The 14,477-nt window shown below is 44.7% G+C and carries 14 protein-coding genes, 2 tRNA genes and 1 other annotated feature; of the genes, 9 read left to right on the top strand and 7 right to left on the bottom strand.

The features are described 5' to 3' along the window. Nucleotides 1-2 precede the first annotated feature (2 nt). From NX845_RS10215 to NX845_RS10205, 3 genes are all read right to left on the bottom strand, one after another. Complete coding sequence (locus tag NX845_RS10215; protein WP_004729794.1) at nucleotides 3-629, bottom strand: aminodeoxychorismate/anthranilate synthase component II; 627 nt, start codon at nucleotides 627-629, stop codon at nucleotides 3-5. 2 nt (nucleotides 630-631) lie between these two features. Continuing rightward, entirely contained in the window at nucleotides 632-2,221 is a 1,590-nt protein-coding gene (locus NX845_RS10210; protein WP_065681543.1) for an anthranilate synthase component 1, read from the bottom strand. 125 nt (nucleotides 2,222-2,346) lie between these two features. Continuing rightward, nucleotides 2,347-2,461: a sequence feature (Trp leader region), on the bottom strand. Further along, the gene (locus NX845_RS10205) at nucleotides 2,408-2,533 is read right to left on the bottom strand and encodes a trp operon leader peptide (RefSeq protein ID WP_009848753.1); all 126 of its coding nucleotides are present in this window, start codon (nucleotides 2,531-2,533) and stop codon (nucleotides 2,408-2,410) included. Its footprint overlaps the feature before it by 54 nt. 120 nt (nucleotides 2,534-2,653) lie before the next feature. Here NX845_RS10205 and NX845_RS10200 point away from each other — a divergent pair, with 120 nt between their 5' ends. The 3 genes from NX845_RS10200 (at nucleotide 2,654) to rluB (ending at nucleotide 5,387) form a co-directional block, all read left to right on the top strand. Further along, on the top strand, nucleotides 2,654-3,523 hold the full coding sequence (locus tag NX845_RS10200; protein ID WP_004729788.1) for an RNase RNM: 870 nt from the start codon (nucleotides 2,654-2,656) through the stop codon (nucleotides 3,521-3,523). A 55-nt stretch (nucleotides 3,524-3,578) separates the two neighbouring features. Then, the gene (locus NX845_RS10195; protein ID WP_009848751.1) at nucleotides 3,579-4,199 is read left to right on the top strand and encodes an L-threonylcarbamoyladenylate synthase; all 621 of its coding nucleotides are present in this window, start codon (nucleotides 3,579-3,581) and stop codon (nucleotides 4,197-4,199) included. A 159-nt stretch (nucleotides 4,200-4,358) separates the two neighbouring features. After that, a complete protein-coding gene (gene rluB / locus NX845_RS10190) occupies nucleotides 4,359-5,387 on the top strand; it encodes a 23S rRNA pseudouridine(2605) synthase RluB (RefSeq protein WP_017089834.1) in 1,029 nt (342 codons plus the stop codon). Nucleotides 5,388-5,591: 204 nt separating this feature from the next. Here the strand turns inward: rluB and NX845_RS10185 are convergent, their stop codons facing one another. The 3 genes from NX845_RS10185 to yeiP all read right to left on the bottom strand — a co-directional run bounded on the left by NX845_RS10185 (nucleotide 5,592) and on the right by yeiP (nucleotide 7,082). Beyond that, complete coding sequence (locus NX845_RS10185; protein ID WP_004729783.1) at nucleotides 5,592-6,083, bottom strand: RNA methyltransferase; 492 nt, start codon at nucleotides 6,081-6,083, stop codon at nucleotides 5,592-5,594. An 89-nt stretch (nucleotides 6,084-6,172) separates the two neighbouring features. After that, a complete protein-coding gene (locus tag NX845_RS10180; protein ID WP_004729782.1) occupies nucleotides 6,173-6,502 on the bottom strand; it encodes an HI1450 family dsDNA-mimic protein in 330 nt (109 codons plus the stop codon). A 10-nt stretch (nucleotides 6,503-6,512) separates the two neighbouring features. Then, entirely contained in the window at nucleotides 6,513-7,082 is a 570-nt protein-coding gene (yeiP, locus tag NX845_RS10175; RefSeq protein ID WP_004729781.1) for an elongation factor P-like protein YeiP, read from the bottom strand. 137 nt (nucleotides 7,083-7,219) lie between these two features. Between yeiP and NX845_RS10170 the strand changes: the two genes are divergently transcribed. Further along, entirely contained in the window at nucleotides 7,220-7,987 is a 768-nt protein-coding gene (locus NX845_RS10170) for a nucleotidyltransferase (RefSeq protein WP_065681542.1), read from the top strand. A gap of 140 nt (nucleotides 7,988-8,127) precedes the next feature. On the opposite strand, the gene NX845_RS10165 is transcribed toward NX845_RS10170, so the two are convergent. Next, complete coding sequence (locus tag NX845_RS10165) at nucleotides 8,128-10,491, bottom strand: DNA polymerase II (protein ID WP_065681541.1); 2,364 nt, start codon at nucleotides 10,489-10,491, stop codon at nucleotides 8,128-8,130. Nucleotides 10,492-10,917: 426 nt separating this feature from the next. On the opposite strand from NX845_RS10165, the gene uvrY reads away from it, so the two are divergent. From uvrY to NX845_RS10140, 5 genes are all read left to right on the top strand, one after another. Next, entirely contained in the window at nucleotides 10,918-11,562 is a 645-nt protein-coding gene (gene uvrY, locus NX845_RS10160; protein WP_004729778.1) for a UvrY/SirA/GacA family response regulator transcription factor, read from the top strand. A gap of 15 nt (nucleotides 11,563-11,577) precedes the next feature. After that, nucleotides 11,578-13,410: an excinuclease ABC subunit UvrC gene (gene uvrC / locus NX845_RS10155; RefSeq protein ID WP_017078220.1), complete on the top strand. Its 1,833-nt coding sequence runs from the start codon at nucleotides 11,578-11,580 to the stop codon at nucleotides 13,408-13,410. Between the two features lie 46 nt (nucleotides 13,411-13,456). Next, entirely contained in the window at nucleotides 13,457-14,014 is a 558-nt protein-coding gene (gene pgsA / locus NX845_RS10150) for a CDP-diacylglycerol--glycerol-3-phosphate 3-phosphatidyltransferase (RefSeq protein ID WP_017078221.1), read from the top strand. Nucleotides 14,015-14,280: 266 nt separating this feature from the next. Beyond that, nucleotides 14,281-14,354 (top strand) — tRNA-Cys (locus tag NX845_RS10145). 47 nt (nucleotides 14,355-14,401) lie between these two features. After that, nucleotides 14,402-14,477, top strand: a tRNA-Gly gene (locus NX845_RS10140).

The raw sequence follows: 14,477 nt of genomic DNA, 5'->3' as shown, positions 1-14,477 counted from the left end.
TCCTAGTTAGTCTTTTTATCAAGAGTAGAGCTTTTCTCTAGATGAAGAGGTTTCTCAAGAGCCCATTCGATAGCGTTCGCTAGAAGCGTTGCACCGTAGGTCGTCATAATCGATTCAGGGTGGAATTGGAATCCACAAACCTTGTCTTGTTCTTGAACTACAGACATTACTAAATCATCGACTTCAGCGGTCACTGTTAGGCTATCGGATACATGCGTTGCCACTAAAGAGTGGTAGCGAGCGATAGCCAGCGGCGAAGGTAAGCCTTGGTAAGTCGCATGGTTTTGGTGTTCCATCATCGACACCTTACCATGAATGATTTCGCCAGCGCCTGCAACGGTGCCGCCGTAGGCTTCAACAATCGCTTGGTGGCCTAAGCAAATACCAATCATTGGCACTTTGCCTTTTAGCAGCTGAATTAGCTCAGGCATGCAGCCCGCATCCGCTGGAGCGCCAGGGCCTGGTGAAAGCAGTGCAACAGGGTTGTCTAGTTCGTTGATCGCCGCTTCAACTACCTTTGCTGGAATGTTGTTACGGTAAATTTTCACGCTGTGACCCAACGAACGGAACTGGTCTACAAGGTTGTAAGTGAACGAGTCGAAGTTATCGATGAATACAATATCAGCCATGATTACGACTCCTTCTTAGTTGTTAGGTTTTTAGTATGAGCAGCTTGAATCGCAGAGATAACCGCTTGTGCTTTGCCGCGAGTTTCATCGGCTTCTGCTTGTGGGTCTGAGTCGAACACCACGCCCGCGCCCGCTTGTACTTGTGCGACGCCATCTTCAACGTAAGCAGAGCGAATTACGATACAAGTATCTAAAGTGCCTTCACCGGTTAGATAACCGACTGCACCACCGTAGCTACCACGACGCGTCTTTTCTACGTCACGAATAAGCTGCATTGCGCGGATTTTTGGTGCGCCCGTTAGCGTGCCCATGTTCATACAAGCTTGGTAAGCGTGCAGAGCATCTAAGTCTTCACGTAGCTGACCAACAACACGAGAAACCAAGTGCATTACATGACTGTAGCGATCCACTTTCAGCAAGTCTGCTACGTGGCGAGTGCCGGCTTCCGCAATACGAGCCACATCGTTACGTGCTAGGTCAACAAGCATCATGTGCTCAGCGTTTTCTTTCTTGTCGGTACGCAGTTCAAGCTCAATACGGCTGTCTAGGTCGAAATCGATTTGGCCATTTGGGCGCTTACCGCGGCGACGAGTACCAGCAATTGGGTAAATCTCGATTTGGTTGGTTTCGGTTTCGTATTTCAGAGCACTTTCTGGAGAAGCACCAAACAGAGTAAATAGCTCGTCTTGCATATAGAACATGTAAGGGCTTGGATTACTTTGCTTGAGCTCTTTATAAGCCGCCAGTGGAGCAGGGCAAGGCAGAGTGAAGCGGCGTGAAGGTACAACTTGGAATACATCGCCTTTAACTACGTACTCTTTTAAGTCACGAACCGTTTGGCAGAAGTCTTCATCTGAAACGCTTGGTACAGCGTCAACATTGTCGAGCGGCGTTACTTCTGTGATGGCTTTCAATGACTGACATTGTGTCTGAATGTCAGCTAGACGCTCAGTTAATTGTGTTCTGATGTTTTCATCTTGAGTGAACAAGCTGGCGTGGAGCAGACCTTCGTTCTCTTGGTGATCGAAACGCAATAGTGTTTCCGCAACGTAGAAAACAAAGTCAGGGCAGTTGTTGGTCGCTTCTGCATCGCCTAGCGGTTCAAAGTTCGCCACGATGTCGTAAGCGAATAGGCCCGCCATGAATAACGCGTGCTTGTTATCAGCGTCTTGCTCAAAGCTGTGTTGAACCAAACGCAGTGCATCGAATGAAGAAGCTTCTCTTAAACGTGAATCTTCGTCTAATTCGTTGCTTGGCTCGACAAAAGTCAGCGTCAAAACGTTATCGGTAAGGTCAGATTCAATTTCTGCTTTAACGTTTTGAGTTAGATGTTCGATAAGCGCTTGACCATTTTCAGTCAATGCTTGGAAGGTTACTTCATGTCCGCGACATACGATGCGAACAGCAGAGTCGATAAGGAGTAGGCTTGTCAGGTTCTGTTTAGATTCAATCTCAGCAGATTCCAGCAACAGACTGTCTGTTTTGTTTTCACACAAAGTATGAAAAACGCTGGTTGGATCTTGCGAGTAAGGAACTGAAGAATTGATGACCTCAATGGTTCCCAGCTTTTTGATTTCAATGGCCTTGTTCACAAGACCTCCTTTATGATTCTTTAAATTTCCTGCCGTACATAGTCGCATAAAGATACCTTTCACCCAATCTAGAATATGGTCAATTCGATGATTTGTTAGTCAGTTGAATGTGAGATGTTCGACAAATTAAAAAGCCCGCTATTAAAGCGGGCTTAGTGATAACTTTTTTATAAACAAACTGTTTAACTAGAAGTACACGTTAGCCCACCAAGAACTTGTCCAAGTGCGCCACCAATTAAGCTCTGAACTTGCTTCTACTGAAGAAAGTTCTAAAACTTTATCTTTATGGTTTTGGTTAAATTCTTGTAACATGGTGAACCTATCAAATGTGATACTTCGTATTTGTGTACTAGTTAACTAGTTTTGCGCTTGCAGGTCAAGTGTGTTGACACAAATATAACGATAAAAATTGAAAACAATGAAAAAGAATATATGAGAATTGATCTACATAGTCATACAACAGCCTCAGATGGCCGACTTACTCCACCTGAACTGATTGACCGAGCGCTAGGCTTTAACATCGAAGCGTTAGCGATTACAGATCATGATACGACTGATGGGCTTGCTGAAGCACGCAGCTATATTGCTGATAACAACCTTCCTATCCAGTTGATCAACGGCATTGAGATTTCGACCGTTTGGCAAAACAAAGATATCCATATTGTTGGGTTAAATGTTGATCCGGAGTCACCAGAGCTAAAAGCGTTAATTGAACAACAGAAGCAACACCGTGTCGGGCGTGCAGAGATGATTGCTCAACGTCTTGAGAAAGCGACTCGTGAAGGCTTGCTAGAAGAAGTTAAATTGATTGCTGGTGATGCGCCTATCACTCGTGCTCACTTTGCTAAGTGGTTAGTCGATAACGGCTACGCAAAAACCATGCAGCAGGTGTTTAAAAAGTTTCTGACTCGCAATAACCCAGGTTATGTGCCGCCAACGTGGTGTTCAATGAGTGATGCTGTCACGGCTATTCATGCTGCTGGTGGTCAAGCCGTATTAGCTCACCCCGGCCGATATGGCTTAACAGCGAAGTGGGTTAAGCGTCTGTTAGCTGCATTTGTTGAAGCAAAAGGTGACGCTATGGAAGTCGCTCAGCCTCAGCAAGCGCAACAAGAAAGACGCACACTTGCGGATTATGCTATACAATACAAACTATTAGCCTCCCAAGGCAGTGACTTCCATTACCCATCCCCATGGATGGAGCTTGGACGTAATCTCTGGCTACCTTCTGGGGTCGAAGAAGTATGGAAAGATTGGGAGTTTCAAACGGTTTCACCAACTGATACCGATGACAGTATTTAGGTGAACCAGCTCCTTCTGATGATAGAGTCGAGAGATTCGATAACGAGGATCAACAATGAGCCAGTTTTTTTATGTACACCCGGATAACCCACAAGCGCGCTTAATTACTCAAGCGGTTGCGATTATTCGCAATGGCGGCGTTGTGGTTTATCCAACAGATTCCGGTTATGCGCTGGGCTGTCAGCTTGAAAACAAACAAGCACTTGAACGCATCTGTAAAATTCGTCGAATCGATGATAAGCACAATTTCACGTTGTTATGCCGTGATCTTTCTGAATTGTCACTGTATGCACGAGTTGATAACGTGGCTTTCCGTTTACTTAAGGCACACACGCCCGGTGCTTATACGTTTATCTTCAAAGCAACCAAAGAAGTGCCAAAGCGTTTGATGAACGCTAAGCGTAAAACGATTGGTATTCGTGTCCCAGACAACAAGATTGCACTTGACCTGTTGGAAGCGATGGGCGAGCCATTGATGTCGACGTCTCTGATTCTTCCGGGTAACGAGACAACTGAATCGGATCCAGAAGAAATTCGCGACAGCCTAGAGCATGCGGTTGATGTCATTTTGAATGGCGGCTACTTAGGTGAGCAACCGACTACGGTTATTGACTTCAGTGACGATGATGCCGTTGTTTTACGTCGTGGCGCCGGCGATCCAGCGCCGTTTGAATAATAGCGTTACTGATTAACAGTCTGTAACGAAACAGCAAACCTGCCAGAGTAAATAACAAGTGCTTTTTGGCAGGTTATTTGCGATAATACGCGACCGCGATTTGGTCGCGAAAAATTCATTCGACGTCTGTGAAGACGACAATTAGGTAGAAAAGAGTAAATGAGCGAAAAATTACAGAAGGTTTTAGCGCGAGCTGGTCACGGTTCTCGTCGTGAACTAGAAGGTTTAATTAAATCTGGTCGTGTAAGTGTTAACGGTCAAGTTGCGAAATTGGGTGAGCGTCTTGAAGACGAGAACTCAGTGATCCGTATCGATGGCCACACTATTACAGGCAAAGCCTCTGAAGAAGTGGTTTGTCGTGTACTTGCTTACTACAAACCTGAAGGTGAGCTTTGTACTCGTCATGATCCTGAAGGTCGCCGCACTGTTTTCGATCGTCTACCTAAGATCCGTGGTTCTCGTTGGATTTCAGTTGGCCGTCTTGATGCAAACACATCGGGTCTTTTGCTTTTCACTACTGATGGTGAACTTGCAAACCGCCTAATGCACCCAAGCCGTCAGGTTGAGCGTGAGTACCTAGTACGTGTGTTTGGTGAAGTGACTGAGCAAAAAGTTAAAAACGTTACTCGTGGCGTTCAACTTGAAGATGGTATGGCTCGTTTCGAAGACGTGGTTTACGCTGGCGGTGAAGGTATGAACCATACTTTCTACGTAGCGATTAACGAAGGTCGTAACCGTGAGGTTCGTCGTCTTTGGGAATCACAAGAAACAACAGTAAGCCGTCTGAAACGTGTACGTTACGGTGATATCTACCTTGATAAGAAACTGCCTCGTGGCGGTTGGAAAGAGCTAGATCTTCAAGAAGTAAACTACTTGCGTGAGCTTGTTGAACTTCAGCCAGAAAAAGAGACACTGTTGGATCTTGATCCTGCAAATACTTCTCGTAAGCGTGAGCGTTCTCGTAGCCAAAAAATTCGTCGCGCTGTTAAGCGTCACGAAGAGCGTGCAAATGCTCCTAAAGGCCGTAGCAACCAGACTAAGCGTAAGAAGCCTGCAACTCGTGGTACTACAACACCTGATTCAGGCCGTAGTGCTCCAACGACCAATGGCAAGCCTCAGGCTACCAAAAAGCCTAAACTGAACAACGGACGCCCGGCTAAACCGGCTAAGCCAAGATCACGTAAGTAATTACACCAGTAGTTGCTACAGTTCTTAAGCTTAAAGCTTAATCCAACGTTTCGAATACTAAAAAACCTGCTAACTTAGCAGGTTTTTTTTCGTCTTGAATATGGCGCAGTTCAAATCATGTGGAAGTGCTTACCAAGTAGAAACGATTAACCAGGTAGAAGTGCTTCACTAGCTAGGGTGACTAGCTATGGACTACGATTGGTATTAGGTCACTTTCAAATGATTAGAAAAGTTATCACCCTTCGCCATGCGGTCATACAAAATGACATTGACCGCAGCAGCAAGGTTCATGCAGCCATTAGTCGGAACGTAGATGGTTTCACGACAGAAGTCCGTGATCTCTTTTTTCAGAGTCCCATCTTCAGGGCCGAAGATATAAAAAGCACGAGGTGGGTGCTTATAATCAGGCAGAGGCTTAGCGCCTTCTATCAAATCAACCGCGATTGGTACGCAGCCAACTGGAATAATGTCTTTCAGGTCTTCAACACCAATTAATGGTAGCTCAAGGTGCTTTTCTTTGGTGTCGGTATGAAACTGTCGAGCGTGGTCATAACGGGTGCCAGTATAAAATACAGAGTTTGCTCCGTAGCAACCAGCCGCTCGCATTACTGAGCCAACATTTTCAGGTGTTTTGGGGTTTACTAATCCAACACAGGCATAGCCTTTGGATAGTGTATCTGTCTTTGCTTTGGTCATAATTTTGTAGAGTTGCAGTTTGGTAAAGTGATGAGGCTATGAAGTCGTAAGAAAATCAGCTCAGTACTCTGAGCTGATTTAAGAAGAGCCTAGTCGCGTTTCCACAAGATGTGACAGAACTTGTGTTCAGGGTCACGGCTGATCAGCAGACGAGCGAATACGTCATCTAAGACATCATCAGCTTCATTTACAAGACCAATGCGTACTTCAGCGTAGATCTCTTTGTCGACTTCAAAGCCAACATGTTCAACCCAATCGTCACCAGTTTCAACGAGCTCTGCAGCGCCACGATCTTCAAACTGAGCCGTGAATAGGATCACGTCTGCTGGTTCAAGGTTATCAGGAGCCATCTCTAGAAAGATGTCGTATGCAGTGTCAATTGCGTCGTCGTAAGACATAAGGTCGTTAGCTTCGGTCATAATAAATATCTTAGCTTGCGCGGTTCATGTATTTACGTTCAGCTGTGTTCACAACAACTTTGTCGCCAGTTGCAATGTACTCAGGAACTTGAACAGTAAGGCCAGTAGACAGACGAGCTGGCTTAGTACGAGCTGAAGCAGATGCACCTTTGATTGAAGGGTCTGTTTCTTCGATCACTAGCTCAACTGAAGTTGGTAGTTCAAGCGTTGCTGCAGTACCGTCGATAAGAATCGCGTACATGCCTTGAGTTTCTTCGTTGATGAACAGTAGTTCGTCTTCGATCATTTCACCGTTGAAGATGAACTGTGAGTAATCTTCGTTATCCATGAAGATGTACTCGTTGCCGTCAACGTAAGAGAACATCACTGCACGCTTAGTTACGTCGATAGTTTCAACGATTTCGTCAGCCTTGTGGCGAACTTCTGTTTTAACGCCAGTCGCTACATCGTGACCACGGAAGCGGTAAATCTTTTGACCGCCACGGCCACCTGGTGTTGTCACTTCGATATCTTTTACTAGTACTGTTTTGCCATCAACGTTGATCGCAAAACCTTTTTTAATCTCACTTGCTCTAGGCATTTTGTGTTTGTCCTTATTGGGTCTATCCGGTGATTATATCTCGTAGACGCTATAAATAGGAATAGCTTGAATCATAAAGTCACCTAAGCGATCATAGAGAGACAGTTAAATCATTATTTTATTTACCGAAACGACCTATGCAGCTACCTGTTATTGACCCAACACAGCCATTTCAACCTGAATTCCAACCTGTGGTTAACGATCTGATTACCTTTTTAAAAGGTGGGTTAGGATCCAATCTGCACAGTGTCTATGTTTATGGCAGTGTGGCACGCAAACAAGCCGTCGTCGGTCGCTCGAATCTAGATGTGGTTGTGGTTACCCATCGTCCTTTCCCAGATCAACGAACCACGCTGCTGAATACCATCAAATGGCGTTTTCAAAAGAGCTTCCCGCAGGTCACTCAAGTGGCGATTAAAACTACCTTGGTGAGCGAGATCGTTGATTTCGACAACATATTCACGTGGGGCTTTATGCTCAAGCATTTAGCTGTGTGCGTGCATGGTGAAGATTTATCGGATTGTTATGGTGATTTTGAAACAAGTTGGGAAATCGCTAAGCACTGGAATATGGATGCGGAAAACTGGTTAGCGGTGTATCGCAATAAGATCGCCCGAGCAACAACGCCAGAACAACAAGTAGGCGCGCAGATGATTATTGCCAAGAAGCTTCTACGAGCCAGTTACTCTTTGGTGATGTATCGTGACAAATATTGGTTCGATGACCCAATAGAGTGTGGTCAACAGTTCTTGAAGTATCACCCAGATAAAGACGTCGAAATCCAAAGGTTAGGTATTTTACTTTCTGGTAGACCGATTCCTAAACGTTCGGTGATAGGGATTCTTGATGGCTTTGGCGAGTGGCTGGTTAAGCAGTATCAGAAAACTGAGTTTCGAATCGGATAGAGATTCGTAACCTCCCAATGAATACTAAAAAGCAGAGCGGGCTGAGTAACACAGCACTTCTCTGCTTTTTTCGTTTTTATGTCTGGCTCGAGTATTAATAGATATCTCGAGTCTAATGTCGCCTCGAAAATAGAATAGGTCTAGAACAGGCCTAGTTGCTGCCCGCTAACTCTTTCAAAATCTAAACCAATGAAGGGCAAGATAGCCTCTGCGACCGGTTTGATTTGTTTGTCGATGTAATGTTGATAATCGATACCACTCTTCAAGTATTCCTTTGGCTCAGGACCACTCAGGGTAATCAAATATTCAATACGCCCTTTGTTTTGGTATTGAAGCGGGCGACCAAGTTTGGCATTTATCTCATCGGCCAGACGAGCTGCGCGAACCTGTGGCGGAATGTTTTTTTGATACTCGTGTAGTTTGCGGCGCAAACGCTTTTGGTACACCAGTAAATCATCGTGTTTACCAGCAGCGGTTTCATCGACAAAGTGTCTGACATAGTTCGTTGGATCTTGGTCGTGAAACACCATCTCATACAGGGTTTGTTGGAATTGCTGCGCGAGAGGTGTCCAATCGGTTCGCGCACTTTCAAGCCCTTTAAAGATGATCTTCTCTTGGTCGCCTTGATTGATCAAGCCTGCATAGCGTTTCTTCGAGCCGGTTTCTGAACCTCTAATGGTTGGCATTAGAAACTTGCGATAGTGAGTCTCGTATTCAAGTTCTAGTATTGAGGTTAGGTTGTAGGTTTCTTTTAAGTGATTCGTCCACCAATCGTTGATGTAAGCGACCAGTGCGTTTCCGATTTCATCTGCTTTTTGCTGATCGTAACTGCCGTTTAGCGATACGAAGGTTGAATCGGTATCTCCGTAAATTACTTGATAACCTTTATCCTCGATTAGAACCTTGGTTTGCTTCATGATCTCATGCCCACGCATAGTGATCGATGAGGCCAAACGGGTATCGAAGAAGCGACAACCAGAAGAGCCAAGCACACCATAAAAGGAGTTCATGATGATCTTAATCGCTTGAGAGAACGCTTTTTCGTTGTTCTTCTTTGCAACGTCACGTGCTGCCCACAGGTTTTCGATCATCTCTGGTAGAAAATGCTTAGAGCGGTGGAACTGACCGCCACGAAACCCAGCCACCGCTTGGTCTTCTTCAGAGCCTAGCTCTAACTTTAGTCCTTCTACCAGCCCCATTGGATCTATCAAGAAAGAACGAATGATCGATGGGTATAGGCTCTTAAAATCGAGTACTAAAACCGAGTCGTACAAATTGGGAATGGAATCCATCACGTAGCCACCGGGGCTGGCAATCCAGTTCTCGGGCTCTAAATTAGGCGCGACGTAACCTGCTCGGTGTATTTGAGGCATGTATAAATTAGTAAAGGCCGCAACAGAGCCACCAACACGATCCAGCTCGACACCGGTTAATCGAGAGCGCTCAATCGCGAAATCGAGTAGGTGAGTGTGTTCGAAGATGCGATTTACTAGCACGCAGTCTTGAAGGTTGTACTTGGCGAGCGAAGGCTTATCGAACTTAAACATCCGGTTTATCTCATCCATGCGGTCGTGAACGTTATGGATGTCTTTGCCTTCGCCAAGCAGCTCTTGAGATACCGATTCAAGAGACCAAGAGCGGAAGTGGTAGGTCGCTGTCTTGAGCATGTCGATGCCATCCAACACAACGCGGCCTGGGATAGTGATAAAGCCTTGCTGGTTTTGTGCAGAACTACGGAAAAAGCTTGGTTGATTGTCTCTACCGATGCTGAGCTTCACTTCGTTCCATTCTGAACGTTTGTGCAGCAGCCTAAAATCGAAATCAATGACATTCCAACCGATGATGATGTCGGGATCAAATTCAGAAAACCATCTAATCATCGCCTCGAGTAGAGCTTTCTCATTAGGGACCCATTGGACGTTTGTGTCAGCCTTTTGTGGTTCGCCGACCATGATGACTCGGCTGTCCATCGGGCTGTCTAAGCCAATGGAATAAAGCACGCCTTTTTCCGAGCATTCAATATCAAGCGAAACCACAGATAAACTGGGTAAGTAATCGCCCGCTCTGCATTTTGCATTGGAAACTCTAAGATGCTGACTTTTTTGCACGGCAGTCCCAGTGAACTCAATGCTGCCTTTGATAAAGCGTTCCATCAGATATCGATCGGCGAGTCGAATATCGCTTTCAAAGGTCTGAATTTCTTCGCTGTGAAAGGCTTGTGCTAAACCAAAGCTACTTCTCGACAGTGAGGTGTAACAAGCGGCTAAAGGGGTTTGATCGAATGTGGCTAGTTCTAGGGACTTGAATTGGCAATCAATCGACTCTTTCGCTGCGATTGCCTGACATTCTTCAACATCAGATTGAGCGACAAAAAATACAGGTTTTTCATTTTGAATCGTCAGCAGAGTTGGGCCTTGAGGGGAGCTTAACCACAAATCAATTTGGGTACGCCCTGAAAAGTCTCTCGCTTGTCTTGTGAGTACAAAGCCTTGCTGAATATCCAATGTAGTAACCTATTGAAATGGGGAATCGAATACTACCATCTAGCGGCTCTCCGCGCACAACAGGCAACCAAAATACTAACTAAATTCTAGTTAACAGAGGCAAATAACGGGACTCCATAAGCAAATAAGTGAAATTGTCGCGAATGGCTATTCAATGGTATTGAAAATATCTTTATCTTGTGTAATTTTATTGGGTGTTGTTTTAACTGGTTGATTTTTAGAAAAAGCTTGTTGTTTTAGTTAGCTTATTTGTTAATAAGTACTTGCTAAAGTTCGTGTTTCAGCACATATTCAACAGAGCTTTTTTTTAGTAATTAAGTTAAGATGTACTCAATGCTGCGATCCACTGTTCCTTTGTTCAATTGTTTCAAACAGATGAAATGACACAGTGGTTGCAGAGCCAATTAATAGTGTGGAGATACAAGTTTGATAAATGTTTTCCTTGTAGATGATCACGAGCTGGTTCGCACAGGGATACGACGTATTATTGAAGACGTCCGTGGAATGAACGTAGCAGGGGAAGCTGAAAGCGGTGAAGATGCTGCAAAATGGTGTCGTACTAATAATACTGACGTTATTTTGATGGATATGAATATGCCTGGTATTGGTGGCTTAGAAGCAACCAAGAAAATCTTGCGTTTCAACCCTGATGTTAAAATCATCGTTTTAACTGTTCATACGGAAAATCCGTTTCCAACTAAAGTGATGCAAGCTGGAGCTGCTGGTTACCTTACTAAAGGGGCAGGTCCGGATGAAATGGTAAATGCAATTCGAGTGGTTAATAGTGGCCAACGATACATTTCACCAGAAATTGCGCAGCAGATGGCTTTGAGCCAATTCTCGCCTGCGTCTGAAAATCCATTCGCAGACTTATCTGAGCGTGAACTTCAAATCATGATGATGATTACCAAAGGTCAGAAAGTGACGGATATTTCAGAACAACTCAATCTAAGTCCTAAAACAGTCAACAGTTACCGCTACCGTTTGTTCAGCAAATTGGATATCAGTGGCGATGTAGAGCTGACGCATTTAGCGATTAGACATGGAATGTTAGACACTGAGACCCTTTAACACTGAGATCGTATAGTGACCAACTTGTTTGACTCAGTGTCATTTCTCAAGACAGTAACAGAACAGCCCGGCGTTTATCGTATGTATAACGCCGAGGCTGTTGTTATTTACGTCGGTAAAGCAAAGAACCTCAAAAAACGCCTTTCCAGTTATTTCCGTAAAAAAGTCGACAGTGAAAAAACGCGCGCTTTAGTTAGCAATATCGACAAAATCGATGTCACTGTAACGCATACAGAAACAGAAGCTCTTATCCTTGAGCACAACTACATCAAGCAGTACCTACCGAAATACAACGTACTTCTTCGTGATGATAAGTCGTATCCCTATATTTTTATTAGTGGTCACAAACATCCTCGGTTGTCGATGCATCGTGGTGCTAAGAAGAAAAAGGGAGAGTACTTTGGTCCTTATCCTGATTCCGGCGCTGTGCGTGAGACGTTGCACCTAATACAGAAAATCTTTCCTGCTCGTCAGTGTGAAGATACGGTTTATGCCAACAGAACGCGCCCGTGTTTGATGTATCAGATTGGTCGTTGTGCTGCGCCTTGTGTTAGCTCAATTATCTCTGATGAAGAGTACAGCGAGCTTATCGACTACGTTCGTTTATTCCTGCAAGGGAAAGACAAGCTAGTTCTTGAGACACTCATAGACAAAATGGACAAGGCAAGCCAAGAGCTTCGCTTTGAGCAAGCTGCTGCTTTCCGTGACCAGATCCAAGCGATTCGACGCGTGCAAGAGCAACAGTACGTATCTGACGACTCAATGGAAGATATGGACGTGTTAGGTTTTGCTCAAGAAAATGGCGTGGCTTGTATTCACATCTTGATGATTCGCCAAGGAAAGGTTTTAGGCAGTAGAAGCCATTTCCCGAAAATTCCAAACAATACGGTGCGAGAGGAAGTTTTTTCGAGCTTTTTAAGCCAATACTATCTTGCACATAATGAAGCGAGAACCATACCAACTCGTCTCATCCTTAATGCTGATTTGATGGAAGATGTCACACCGATTCAAGAAGCCTTGTGTGAAGTTGCGGGTCGTAAGATTCACTTCAATACCAATCCTTCTGGAACTCGTGGTCGCTACCTTAAACTGTCTAACACCAATGCATTAACAGCCATTACCACCAAGATTAATCACAAGATGACGATCAATCAGCGCTTTAAGGAGCTTCAAGAAGTGCTGTCGATGGACGTTATCAAACGCATGGAATGTTTCGATATCAGTCACACCATGGGTGAAAGTACGATTGCATCTTGCGTGGTCTTCAATCAAGAAGGGCCAGTTAAACCGGAATACCGTCGTTACAACATCACAGGTATTACCGGTGGTGATGACTACGCTGCAATGGCTCAGGCGCTTGAGAGACGCTATTCAAAACAACTCGATGTCGACAAGATCCCAGACATCATTTTTATCGATGGCGGTAAAGGTCAGTTGAATCGTGCCCATGAGATCATTTCCAAATATTGGGATGATTGGCCGTTTCGACCAAGAATGATGGGTATTGCGAAAGGGGTAACACGTAAACCCGGTTTGGAAACCTTGGTGACCCTTGAAGGTGAAGAGTTTAATTTACCAAGTGATGCGCCAGCACTGCACCTTATCCAACATATTCGTGATGAAAGCCATAATCATGCGATTGCAGGGCATAGAGCAAAACGTGGTAAAACGCGTAGAACCAGTGCGCTTGAAGGAATTGAAGGGGTAGGGCCTAAGCGCCGTCAATCTTTGCTGAAATATATGGGTGGCTTACAAGAACTTAAGCGTGCAACTGTCGAAGAAATAGCCAAAGTACCGGGCATTAGTCATTCTTTGGCAGAAAACATTTATCAAGCATTGAAACAATAGTAAAAATCCCGCACCATTAAAGCGCAATTAATAAGAGCCCAATAATATGCGTTTGAATATACCTAACATTTTGTCCTTACTGAGACTATTTTTGATCCCAGTATTCGTTGTTGTTTTTTACCTACCTTACCAATGGGCTCCTTTTGCTGCTGCAATGGTGTTTTGGGTAGCGGGTTTTACTGACTGGCTAGATGGCATGCTGGCTCGTAAACTCGGGCAAACGTCTCGCTTCGGTGCCTTTATTGACCCTGTAGCGGATAAAGTGCTGGTTGCTACGGCTCTTATCTTGATGACTGAACATTACCATTCGATTTGGATAACTATTCCAGCGGTTACCATGATCGCTCGTGAAATTATTATCTCAGCGCTTCGTGAATGGATGGCTGAAATAGGTAAACGTGCAAGCGTTGCGGTATCTTGGGTTGGTAAAGTCAAAACCGTTTCTCAGATGTTCGCTCTTTGGGTACTGATCTGGCGATACGACGACTGGATGGTATGGGTAGGTTACATTGCGCTCTATGTTGCAACCGTTCTTACATACTGGTCAATGGCGCAATACTTGATGGCTGCCAAAGACGATTTGTTAGACGAAAAACATCATTGATGAAGAAGCGAGCTGAGGCTCGCTTTTTTGATCTTTAACCTAAGGTTAAGTTATCAATAGTGGATATCTAATGTGATATAGATCGCCTTTGAATGGCCTGTCCACAAAGTCCTTTGCACACAAAGTCAGCTATTTAGCCTGTTTCGTATGAAATCTATTCAAACGAATTAAAAATACAAAAATAATATTGACTCAATCCTCTGAATCCGTAGAATGCATCCCGTACCCAAGAGGATGGCAATAAGCGATTCGATTGGCGTTACTAAGGCGCCTTGGCAGAGTGGCTATGCAGCGGATTGCAAATCCGTGGACCTCGGTTCGACTCCGGGAGGCGCCTCCATTATCTCTTTTTCTTAGTTAATGAGAAGAGGTAAGAGTAATGAAAATGCGATACTAGCTCAGTTGGTAGAGCGCAACCTTGCCAAGGTTGAGGTCATCGGTTCGAACCCGATGTATCGCTCCA

It is taken from the genome of Vibrio sp. NC2, assembly GCF_025195005.1.
Classification (GTDB): Bacteria; Pseudomonadota; Gammaproteobacteria; order Enterobacterales; family Vibrionaceae; genus Vibrio; species Vibrio splendidus.
The sequence above is the reverse complement of the archived record's forward strand: the minus strand, read 5'-3'. Positions and strand labels throughout refer to the sequence as shown.